Source organism: Dactylosporangium siamense (assembly GCF_016862795.1).
GTDB classification, from domain to species: Bacteria; Actinomycetota; Actinomycetes; order Mycobacteriales; family Micromonosporaceae; genus Dactylosporangium; species Dactylosporangium siamense.
The window spans coordinates 12,938-22,770 of the sequence record NZ_BONQ01000126.1; the positions used below are offsets into that span (position 1 = coordinate 12,938).

The 9,833-nt window shown below is 68.9% G+C and carries 13 protein-coding genes and 3 pseudogenes; 9 read left to right on the plus strand and 7 right to left on the minus strand.

Features of this window, described 5'->3' with window-relative positions; genetic code table 11:
- Positions 1-353: 353 nt before the first annotated feature.
- Positions 354-647 (plus strand): annotated as a pseudogene (locus Dsi01nite_RS57740) (helix-turn-helix domain-containing protein); the annotation flags it as partial.
- Here Dsi01nite_RS57740 and Dsi01nite_RS39700 read toward each other — a convergent pair.
- A complete protein-coding gene (locus tag Dsi01nite_RS39700) occupies positions 553-927 on the minus strand; it encodes a S66 peptidase family protein (RefSeq protein ID WP_203851553.1) in 375 nt (124 codons plus the stop codon). The pseudogene Dsi01nite_RS57740 and the gene Dsi01nite_RS39700 sit on opposite strands and share 95 nt — an antisense overlap.
- Positions 928-939: 12 nt before the next feature.
- Here Dsi01nite_RS39700 and Dsi01nite_RS39705 point away from each other — a divergent pair, with 12 nt between their 5' ends.
- Together Dsi01nite_RS39705 and Dsi01nite_RS39710 are read left to right on the plus strand one after the other, a co-directional pair.
- Positions 940-1,509, plus strand: a complete 570-nt coding sequence (locus Dsi01nite_RS39705; protein ID WP_203851554.1) for an Lrp/AsnC family transcriptional regulator — start codon at positions 940-942, stop codon at positions 1,507-1,509.
- Between the two features lie 217 nt (positions 1,510-1,726).
- The gene (locus Dsi01nite_RS39710) at positions 1,727-2,137 is read left to right on the plus strand and encodes a TlpA family protein disulfide reductase (RefSeq protein WP_203851555.1); all 411 of its coding nucleotides are present in this window, start codon (positions 1,727-1,729) and stop codon (positions 2,135-2,137) included.
- A gap of 40 nt (positions 2,138-2,177) precedes the next feature.
- Here Dsi01nite_RS39710 and Dsi01nite_RS39715 read toward each other — a convergent pair whose 3' ends face one another.
- Complete coding sequence (locus tag Dsi01nite_RS39715) at positions 2,178-2,999, minus strand: transposase family protein (RefSeq protein ID WP_203851556.1); 822 nt, start codon at positions 2,997-2,999, stop codon at positions 2,178-2,180.
- 203 nt (positions 3,000-3,202) lie between these two features.
- On the opposite strand from Dsi01nite_RS39715, the gene Dsi01nite_RS39720 reads away from it, so the two are divergent.
- Positions 3,203-3,361: a hypothetical protein gene (locus Dsi01nite_RS39720; RefSeq protein ID WP_203851557.1), complete on the plus strand. Its 159-nt coding sequence runs from the start codon at positions 3,203-3,205 to the stop codon at positions 3,359-3,361.
- Between the two features lie 350 nt (positions 3,362-3,711).
- On the opposite strand, the gene Dsi01nite_RS39725 is transcribed toward Dsi01nite_RS39720, so the two are convergent.
- On the minus strand, positions 3,712-3,972 hold the full coding sequence (locus tag Dsi01nite_RS39725; protein ID WP_203851558.1) for a hypothetical protein: 261 nt from the start codon (positions 3,970-3,972) through the stop codon (positions 3,712-3,714).
- Here Dsi01nite_RS39725 and Dsi01nite_RS39730 point away from each other — a divergent pair.
- Positions 3,941-4,165 carry a hypothetical protein gene (locus tag Dsi01nite_RS39730; protein ID WP_203851559.1) on the plus strand — a complete coding sequence of 75 codons (225 nt, stop codon included), beginning with the start codon at positions 3,941-3,943 and terminating at the stop codon, positions 4,163-4,165. The two genes, Dsi01nite_RS39725 and Dsi01nite_RS39730, sit on opposite strands and share 32 nt — an antisense overlap.
- 63 nt (positions 4,166-4,228) lie before the next feature.
- Here Dsi01nite_RS39730 and Dsi01nite_RS39735 read toward each other — a convergent pair whose 3' ends face one another.
- The 3 genes from Dsi01nite_RS39735 to Dsi01nite_RS59220 are packed head-to-tail and all read right to left on the minus strand — an operon-like array spanning position 4,229 to position 5,311.
- Positions 4,229-4,786, minus strand: coding sequence for a hypothetical protein (locus tag Dsi01nite_RS39735; RefSeq protein WP_203851560.1), 558 nt, complete (start codon positions 4,784-4,786; stop codon positions 4,229-4,231).
- A 46-nt stretch (positions 4,787-4,832) separates the two neighbouring features.
- Complete coding sequence (locus Dsi01nite_RS39740) at positions 4,833-5,048, minus strand: hypothetical protein (RefSeq protein ID WP_203851561.1); 216 nt, start codon at positions 5,046-5,048, stop codon at positions 4,833-4,835.
- 44 nt (positions 5,049-5,092) lie between these two features.
- Entirely contained in the window at positions 5,093-5,311 is a 219-nt protein-coding gene (locus Dsi01nite_RS59220) for a hypothetical protein (protein WP_239136511.1), read from the minus strand.
- A 129-nt stretch (positions 5,312-5,440) separates the two neighbouring features.
- Here Dsi01nite_RS59220 and Dsi01nite_RS59285 point away from each other — a divergent pair.
- From Dsi01nite_RS59285 to Dsi01nite_RS39765, 4 genes and pseudogenes are all read left to right on the plus strand, one after another.
- Positions 5,441-5,785 (plus strand): annotated as a pseudogene (locus tag Dsi01nite_RS59285) (RHS repeat-associated core domain-containing protein); the annotation flags it as partial.
- Between the two features lie 839 nt (positions 5,786-6,624).
- On the plus strand, positions 6,625-6,927 hold the full coding sequence (locus tag Dsi01nite_RS39755) for a hypothetical protein (RefSeq protein WP_239136512.1): 303 nt from the start codon (positions 6,625-6,627) through the stop codon (positions 6,925-6,927).
- Between the two features lie 184 nt (positions 6,928-7,111).
- The gene (locus tag Dsi01nite_RS39760; RefSeq protein WP_203851563.1) at positions 7,112-7,735 is read left to right on the plus strand and encodes a Scr1 family TA system antitoxin-like transcriptional regulator; all 624 of its coding nucleotides are present in this window, start codon (positions 7,112-7,114) and stop codon (positions 7,733-7,735) included.
- A 172-nt stretch (positions 7,736-7,907) separates the two neighbouring features.
- A pseudogene (locus Dsi01nite_RS39765) lies at positions 7,908-8,537 on the plus strand (tyrosine-type recombinase/integrase); the annotation flags it as partial.
- A gap of 123 nt (positions 8,538-8,660) precedes the next feature.
- Here Dsi01nite_RS39765 and Dsi01nite_RS39770 read toward each other — a convergent pair.
- The gene (locus tag Dsi01nite_RS39770; RefSeq protein WP_203851564.1) at positions 8,661-9,629 is read right to left on the minus strand and encodes a hypothetical protein; all 969 of its coding nucleotides are present in this window, start codon (positions 9,627-9,629) and stop codon (positions 8,661-8,663) included.
- Positions 9,630-9,833 lie beyond the last annotated feature (204 nt).

Sequence of the window (9,833 nt, forward strand, 5' to 3'; positions counted from 1 at the left end):
GCCGGTTGGCCGCGTCCGGTCCTCGACGGGATGCCGGTGCCGTGGATCACCGTTGTCGCCGGCGGCCCCCGCGTTACTTTCGGCACCCGCACGGGGATCGGCTGCGGGACTGCCAGACCAGATGGTGGTGCCAGGTCTGCGGCGACCCTCTCCCCGAACGCGCCAGTTTGGGTGATGGTTGCGAAGAACGGACACGGAGCCATTCCGCGCAACGGCGTGCTGACGCTGGGTGATCTCCGGTTGCGTGGCGGGTGATACGCCGGAACCTGTTGTGGTGCAACGAAAAGACGCAGAACCCCGGTATGAAGGTGGTCCTCTCACAGATCAACTTCACTTGGGGCTCTGCGCCGACGATGAGTGTCACATACACCGCGACCCTGCCGGTACGCGACGAGACGATGGACTTCCTGGCCGGTCTGCTGACAGCCGAACGCGCCCGGCGCGGCACCCGGCAGCGAACCAGATCGCTGTCCTGCCATGAGCAGGCGGTCCTCGTCCTGCGCTGGTTCCATGACGGCACCCGGATGGGTCAACTGGCCGTGGACAACGCGATCAGCGTCTCGACCGGATACGACTACCTGCACGAAGGTGTCGACGTCCTCGCCGCGCGCTCACCCGGCCTGCACGGCGCGCGCCGACGTGGCCGATGTCGACGTTGCCCAGGACCGGGATGTCGCGGTTGCCGAGGGCGTCGAGGACGATGTCGGCCAAGGTCGGGGACGCGTCGAGGCCGGCAATGTCGCGTGGGACGCCCACGACCATGCCGGAGATGCGGTCGAGGATGCCGGCGTGGCGTAGCACCTGGAGGTAGGTCCACACGTAGGACGCCCCGCCGCCCAACTCTTCCCAGAACAGCACGGCGCCGTCGTACCGGTCGAGCGGCACAGCGACCGGCGTCGCCTGCACCAGGGCGAGGCGGTTGATCACGCCGCCGATCAGATGGCCTTCGGCGCGGCCGGGGCGCCAGCATTCCCACGGCGACGCAGCGGGCAGCGCACCGAGCGCCGTGGCGTCGGTCAGCAGCCTCGAATACAGCGGTGCTGCCGCCGACGGAGCCGGCAGCCATCGACGCGGGAGGACAATGCGCTGCTCGCCGAGCTCGCGAGGGACGGCCGCGCTCCACTGGCCGGGCTGGCGGCGGCGACCGGCTGGTCGGAGACCACGGTCCGGCGGCGCCTCGAGGACCTGTGCCGGGGCGGTGTGCTGTATTTCGATGTGGAGATCGAGCCGGCGCTGCTCGGCTACCACGCGGAGGCGATGATGTGGCTGACCGTGGCCCCGGCCGCACTGACCGCCACCACCCGGGCGCTCGCCGGCCATTCGCAGATCGCGTACGCCGCGGCGACCACCGGCCCGGCCAATGTCGCGGCCGCGGTGATCTGCCGTGACCTGGGCGACCTCTACGAGTACATCGCCACTGACATCGGTGCCCTGGACGGGGTGACGTCGGTCGAGACCGCGCCGGTCGTGCGCCGCGTCAAGGCCGGCGGGGCGCTCCTCGTGCCATGATCGCCTCGGGGCAGCGTGGTTCGACGAAGATCAGTATGGTGTCGCCGTGCGCCGTCTTCGTCTCATTCTGCCCCTCGTCGTTGCTCTCGCCGGCGATGCTGCCTGCACCGGATCATCAGATCCGGTCGCGGCCCCGTCCTCGACCTCCGCTTCCCCCCCTTCCACCTCACCGTCAGCCTCGCCGTCCGCGGTTGCCAGCAGCCCGAGCGGGCCGCTCGTGCTGCAATTCACGGCGAAAACCCTGGCCGGCGCCGACTTCGCCGGTGCCGGCCTCGCCGGAAAGGCCGCCCTGCTGTGGTTCTGGTCGCCGTCCAGCATGACCTGCGCCGAGCAGGCCGTGGGCGTCAGGAGGGTCGCGACCGGCTACGCGGGCAAGATCAACGTCATCGGCATCGCGGTCGACGGAGATGCCGCCGCGCAGCGCCAGTTCATCGACAAATGGGAGCTCGACAAGGTGACGCACCTGTCCGGCGCCGACGGCGCGGTGGCGAAGCGGTTCATGACCACGGGAGCGGGGATCTACGTCATGATCGACAGCGCCGGTGAGCTCAAGGACGTCGGGACGTTGAACAACGACCGCCTGCTCTCGAGAATCGACCGGCTGGTCGGGCCCATCCCCGTGGGTTAAGACCGTGAGCCATTCCGCGCAAGGTGTTGATCACTGATGGTCATGTTGTTCGGGCGTGGTCGAAGTGCAGCAGGACGAGGGCGGCGGCGACGATCCTGCCGATCTGCCAGGGGCACAGGCTGACGTTGCGGAGTGCTTTGAACGTGCTTTTGAGCAGGGCGTTGCCGCGTTCGGCGATGGCGCGTACGGCGTTGTGGGCGTGGTTGAGCTGCTGCTGGTGCAGGGTGAGCCGGCCGTCTTTGGGTTTCTTGAACGCTACGGTGATGGTGCCGGCTTCGCCTTCGTAGCCGAGGTCGCCGAGGGTGCGCAGGTCGGCGGCGGTTGTGGTGAGGGCGGGCAGGATCTCGGCGTGGGCGCGCACGGCGGTGGTGTCGTGTTCCCGGCCGGGTCGCACATCGGAGGTCCAGATCGGCCAGCCGTCCGGGGCGGTGATGACCTGGATGTTGCCGCCGTGCTGGGCGTGTTTGCCGGACCACCACAGGTCCACGCCGGGGGTCGGGCCGGGGGTGCAGCACCGGTCCGTCTCGATCAGGGTGCCGTCGATCGCGACGTGGCTGTAGCCGGCGGCCTTGGCCGCCAGGAGCGCGCCGTGCAGGCCGGGTGAGCGCGCGGCGAGGACGTCGACACCTTCGTGCAGGTAGTCGTATCCGGTCGAGACGCTGATCGCGTTGTCCACGGCCAGTTGACCCATCCGGGTGCCGTCATGGAACCAGCGCAGGACGAGGACCGCCTGCTCATGGCAGGACAGCGATCTGGTTCGCTGCCGGGTGCCGCGCCGGGCGCGTTCGGCTGTCAGCAGACCGGCCAGGAAGTCCATCGTCTCGTCGCGTACCGGCAGGGTCGCGGTGTATGTGACACTCATCGTCGGCGCAGAGCCCCAAGTGAAGTTGATCTGTGAGAGGACCACCTTCATACCGGGGTTCTGCGTCTTTTCGTTGCACCACAACAGGTTCCGGCGTATCACCCGCCACGCAACCGGAGATCACCCAGCGTCAGCACGCCGTTGCGCGGAATGGCTCACGTGGTTGTCAACGGACGTTTGGTGATGGCTCTGGCAAGAAGTTCGTGAATGGTTGGCCGGGGCGCTATTACGTCCCCGGGGATGGCTACGACGACGGCGAGACGTTCGCGTTGTCGACCGGCGCGATCGACGTGCCGGACGGCGACCCGGATCTGCTCCCGGCCCCTGCCGTGCCGTGGCTCGACTGGGGTACAACACATTGAGGCTGCCGCAGGACGCCGACGTGGACGGACCGCGCTGGCTGGACCTCGCCGACGAACTCGCCGGCGCCGCCATACCGGAGGTCGTGGCGTCAGTCGCTCCGGCGACGCGGCGGTAAGCTGTTACTCCGTAGGTCCGACTGGGCGGCCATGAGGCAGACAGGGGCGGGGCAAGTACCTCGACCCGCCCGCCGCAATGGGCGAGGCGCATGGATCGACATCGCAACGGCGGGTCGACGGCGGGCCGTCGATCGGCACCACCTCGAACGTGCTCGCCGTCGCTGTGATCGGCGAGCACGCTCGCATCAGAGCCTCCCGCTTGTCTGGTCGAACTCGCGATCCCCCGGGAGGGTTCAGCAGTAGCGGTAGACGTGCGTGGCCCGGTAGCTGTTGCCGCCCGCGTTGGACAGGGAACGGTTGCTGACGCCGACCTGGAACAGCGGGTAGGAGCCTTCGAGGAACTGCACCGCGCCGTAGTTGATGTTGTAGTAGGCCGACGCCACCCGCCGGGACCACTTGAAGGTCGCGAGGCTCTGTCCGTAGCAGTCCTGCAGTTTGCCCCGATAGCCGAGGAAGTCTGGTTTGAACCAGATCGAGATCTGGTTCGGTCTCATCACCCGTCAGTCGATCCGCCGCGGCACGTTCACCTCAGTCAACGTCCTCATCGCCCGCATCCGCGACTACGTCGCCCACTGGAACCGCGACGCCGAACCGTTCACCTGCACCGCCACCACCGACGAGATCCTCGCCAAGGTCCGCTGGGTCCAGACCAGCATCAAACAACTCGTCGAGAACAACACCAAGTAGCACAAACAGGATCACGCGACACTAGCAGCTTGAGCTCCGCTCATGTCTCCTCGCGACGGTTCTCTAGGGGAAGGCGCTCTCCGCCGCGGCCCGGGTGTCCTGCCGGGCGCGCTCGACCCTCGCCACATCCACCGGCCCCCGGTATTCGTACTCGACGGATACGACCATCAGGTCACGACGGACCGCATAGCTGTAGTGGCCATTGATATTGCTCGTGGCGTTCGGTTCATTCCACTCGCACCACTGCGCTGGCCCCTCGTCCGGACCCTGCACCGGCGCGGTCAACGGTGGCAACCGGCAAGTGTTGCCCAATAGGCCGACCGCGTCCTCATGTGCCTCGGCAGCGTTCTTGTCGAAGGCCTTGTAGACCTCGAAGCGCAGCTCCGCGAAGTCGCCGTCGGCGGAGCTTTCCGTACGGTTGCTGAACTCGCAGGTGCCGGCGTTGCCCAGGTCATTGTGCCGGCTCAACTCTGAGAGCTTCACATCACCGTCTGGCACCGCGGCGTTCAGCTTGCCGGCATCGAACAGGCTGCAGACGTCACGGGTCCCCAGCACCGGCTCCTTCGGCGCACCTCCCACGAAGGAGCATCCGCCGAGCGCCAACGCCACGACGGCCGTCATGGCCGACCGTGTGGCGCTGCGCCGACGGCGCACCACCTGGATCGCACTAGACAAACGGGGCCCCGCACTTCGCAAAGGTACAACCGATGAAATCGCGATACGTTCCGCGGCCGTTCTCACCGCGGACCACGAACTCCTGCGCCTTTCCGTACTCGTGCAACTCAGCAAGCCGTCCCAGGTCATAGCCGAACTTTGACTCGCCCTTGTCGAAGTTCCAGTCTTTGTAGAACGAGACATAGTAGCTGGCCTCGACTCCGGTCAAGCCGTTGGTGTAATTGCTGACCCTGAAGTCCCCGACACCATGTCCTACACCTTCGACGGCCTCGGGCAGCTGCGCACCTCCGGCGCCGCGACCCTCGCCATCAGCCCGGCCGGACTGCTCAAGCAGCTGCCCGACGGCACAACCCAGGCGTACAACGCGGCACAGCAACTGACGTCCGCGACGCCGACGACCGGCACCGCCACCACGTTCACATTCGACGGCAACGGCAACCGGATCCGGGCCACCACCGGCACCCGCAGCACGAACCTGGTCTACGACCAGGCCGGCACGACCCGCTCCGTCACGACCCTCGACGGGCCCTCACCACCTACACCGCCGACGGTGAAGGACTGCGGCAGTCACGCACCCAGAACGGCGCCACCGCCCGCTTCGTGTGGGCCCAGGCCGGCGGCCTGCCGCTGCTGCTCGACGACGGCGGCCACCGCTACCTGCACGGCAGCGGCATCACCCCGTACGCCCAGGTCGCCACCGACGGCACCATCGAGTACCTGCACACCGACGCCCTCGGTTCGGTCCGCACCATCATCGACGCCGCAGGCACCGTCGTGGCCACCAACACCTACGACGCGTATGGCGTACGGACCGGGCACACCGCCAGCACCGACAGCGCCATCGGCTACACCGGCAACTGGACCGATCCGACCACCGGACTGGTCGACCTGCGCGCCCGCGACTACGACCCGGCCGCCGGCCAGTTCACCACCGTCGACCCGCTCGTCGACAGCACCCGCCCAGCCCTACGCGTACGCCGACAACAACCCGCTGCAGAACACCGACCCGTCCGGCGCCTGCCCCATCTGCGTCGGCGCCGTCATCGGCGCCGCGATCGGCGCGGGCGGATACATGTGGCAGCACCGCAACGACCCGTCCTACGACTGGGGCGCCGTCGGCGAGGCGGCCCTCGTGGGTGGGGTTGTCGGTGGCCTCTCGGTACTGGTCGCGCCGGCGGGTGCGGCACTCGCCGCCCGCTTCGGGATGCAGGCGGGCTCGCTCGGCTCGATCGCCACGATCTTCGCCGTCGACGCGGTCGTCGGTGCCGGTTTCACCTGGGCCTACAACAGCGCGATGTGCCGTCCGACGACGCCGACCGACCTCATCATCGGCGCGGTCACCGGCGGCCTGTCCGGTGCCGCAGGGCCGCTGTACAGGTACGTGCGCGGAGCGCGGAAGGCGCATGCCGTGACGACGCCTGCCGTGGCGGCCCCTTCCGCGGTGACGCCTGCCGCGGGTCCGAGCATCTCCAGAACAATCAGTTGGCAGAGGCAGGAGGCGACACGTATTGGCAGATCCGCTGTATACCGGCACGAGCTATTTCAAGAACCACGCGGACGCTCAGAGTGTGCTCGACGCGTACCACAACGGCAGCGCATCGGTTATGGGATCACACAGGGAGGGATTCGTTGTCCGCTACGACAACGTCCCTGGCTACAACCATAATCCGGGCGCGGGTTACCTCGACCAGCCCACCAACCTATTCTTGATCAAGGGGACGCGTAGTGTCAGTGTCGTTCCGATAAGTCCGAACTGGACACCCAGGCCGTAGGAGGCTGAGCAGTTGGAGACCTCGCTGCAGCACGAGAACAGGATGGTGCTCGACGTCGTCCAGGCCGCGCTCGGGCTTATCCCGAAAGAGATGACCGCTATTTCGATCGTCGTCGATCACGACCTTGTAATTTTGCATTTCGCCGTGGTTGAGCGTAGCGCCCAGGTTGACGAGGACATTGAAGATTTGGTGTCTGATGTGTTTGCTCTCCAGGACGGGCCGATCAATATAGAGGCGCGTGTCTTTGTGGGTTCGCCCCGCGGGGAATGGCCGGGATTTTCGGGCCGTCGTGTCTACCTGGCGAAAGATTTCTGACACGCGGGACGGGGCGAGATCGACAGACTGGTGATCTCGCCCCGGCTCGACGGCGTCTCGTTGTGGGCCACGGCCGCTGGCTGGAATCAACATCTCCAAGCTGGAGAACGGCCGGCAGACCCCCACGGACGACGACATCCGCGGATGGGCACGGGCCACGAACAGCGAGGCCGAAACCGAGGCGTTGCTTGCGTCGCTGCACACCCTCGAGCTCGAGCACGCGGAGTGGCAACGCCAGATCAGGACAGGACTGCGCCAGCACCAGGCCGAGATCGCCGACCTGAACGCGAAGACCCGGCTGTTCCGGGCGTTCGAGTCGACATTCATCCCTGGCCTGCTGCAAGCGGCCGAGTACGCCCGAGCGCGCTTCTCCAAAAGGATCGCGGCACTCATCCCGGCACCACTCCCCCGCGCGCGGCCGCCACGGCCACCGCTGCCCCACCTGCCCGCACCTCGCACCGGGCCTGACCAGACCGAGGCACACCTGGACGGCGGCCGGCTCGACCCGTCCGGCCGGGTCTCGGACCGCGGGCTACTGCACCGGCTCGGCTGGCCGCCGGGGCGCCGCATCCAGTTCGACATCGCGCCCGGCGCCATCACGGCGACATCCACCCCGACAGCGGGCCACACTATCGGCGCCACCGGCCTGCTGGCCATCCCGGCGCCGGTCCGGCAACTTTGCAACCTCGCCGCCGTTGCCATGGTCGTCCTGCTCGCCGACCCCGCTCATGACTTGCTCGTGGTGTACCCGGCTCAGACCGTCGCACGGCTGCTGGCCGACCGGCGCGTCGCAGGCAATGCCGGCTGACCGTGAGCGGCTCGACGCCGCCTGGACGGCCCTGGCCGAACTCGGCGTCACCCTCGCCGAACTGCAGGACGACGCCCGACCGGCACTGCCGACGTTCGACGAGTACCTCCCGCAGGTGCTCGCCGCGGCCGGTCCGGGCGCGCTGCGCGCCTACCGCAGCTACTGGCAGCGCATGACCACGGCATGGGGCGACCTCGCGATCGACGCCGTCTCCGCGAGCGACATCCAGGCGTTGCAGCGACGCGTCGTCAGCAGCGCCCGTGCCCGGCGCAACAGCCGTGGCGGCCGCCACGCGGGCGAGCTGCTCATCGCGGCCGCTCGCGCCTTCTACAACGTGGCCATCGCCGACGGTCTCATCGACGCCGCGGACAGCCCAGCCCACCGCGTTGGCAAGCCCCGCCGGCTGCCCACCACCCGACGGGCGCTGACACCTGCCGAACTGACCGACATCAACCTCGTTGCCCGCACCACCGGCAACGACACCATCCTCGACGCGCTGCTACTGCGCCTGCACACCGAGACCGCCTGCCGGCGCGCCGGTGCCCTCGGGCTGCGCCTGCAGGACCTGGACGCCGACCGCGGCCTGCTGCAGCTGCGGGAGAATGGCGGCACAGTCCGCTGGCAGCCGATCAGCCTCGACCTCGCCACCAGCCTCATGCAGCACGCCGCCGTCCGCGGCGCGGTCCTGCCTGCGGACGCGCTGCTGCGGTACCGCAACGGCCGCCCCTTGACCAGCCGCCGCTACGACGAACTGTGGCGCCGCATCGGCCGGCACCTGCCCTGGGTCGCCGCGCAGGGCATCACCGCCCACTGGCTGCGCCGCACCACCCTGACCTGGGTCGAACGGCATTGCGCGTCCGTTCGTCATCGGCCAACGGGGCGAGCCCGGGCCGGCCGTGGCCGGCGCGGCCCGGGCAACGTCCGGTCAGAGGTCGGCGGGACCTGCGGTGGTGGCCTCGTCGACGGCGCCGGTGCGGCGGGTCGACGCGTGCTCCGCGCCGGGGGAAGCCCGGTCCGCGGTGGTGGCGGCGCGGGCGGCCAGGGCCGGCGGGGCCTGCTCGCCGACGACGCCGCCGCGGATGCGGTTGTCGGCGGCGACCCTGGCGGCCGGGGTGTTGCTGGACAGCTGGAGCTGGCCGTTGATGATGTTGTCTTCCAGGGAGACGCCGCCGGTGGTGTTGCTGATGCTCACGTCCCGGCCCCAGTAGCCGCCGGTGGCGCAGCCGTCGAGGGTGCCGTTGGGGCCGAGCTGGACGCCGCCGAGGTTGCCGGCGAAGGTGGCCTTGCCGCGGACGGCGCTGCCGCAAACGACGCTGCCGGTGGAGGTGTTCAGGACGGACAGGGTGCCGTCGATGAACGAGTCGTGGACGTCGGTGTAGTACGCGCCGCTGCTGCTGACGTTGCCCGTGACCTGGGTCTGCTGGTCGAGGCGGGCCTCGCCGACGCCGATGGTGACGTTGCCGGTGACGGTGGCGCCCTCGAGGAAGAGGAAGCCCTCGATGGTGGCGGTGCCCTTGGGGCGCAGGGTAACGGTGCCGGTCCCGCCCTGCCGCAGGTACACGCCGAAGCCACCGGCGGCGAGGACGACCTGGCCGCCGATGGTGGTCGCGGTGGCGTCCAGGTAGCCGTCCGCGGCGATTCGGACCTCGCCGCTGATGCTGCCGTTGTTCACGACCAGGTTGGCGCCGGTGGCGACCTGGACGTTGCCGGTGATCGTGGTGCCTTCCAGGGAGCAGGACTCGCCGGCCGGGACGTACAGGTCGTTCGGGACGGTGACCGCGCCGCCGGTGCCGACGCAGTACGTGATCAGGCCGGCCTGGGCAGGTGCGGCGGGGACGGCGAACACCGCGGCGAGCGACAGGGCGGCGGCGCCCGCGAGGACAGATCGGCGCATCAGGATGCTCCTCGGGGAGTCAATGACGGGACGGATGAGCGGGAGGCGGCGCGCACGATCGCGCCCTGGTCCCGGCGGGTGAGCACGCCGGCGGTCACCAGCGGGGCAGTGACGGCGTCGACGTGCCGGACGAACGCGGCGTGCGACGGATACGAGGCGTGCTCGGCGATCAGGTCGTTGACGGTACAGCCGTTGCCGGTGTCC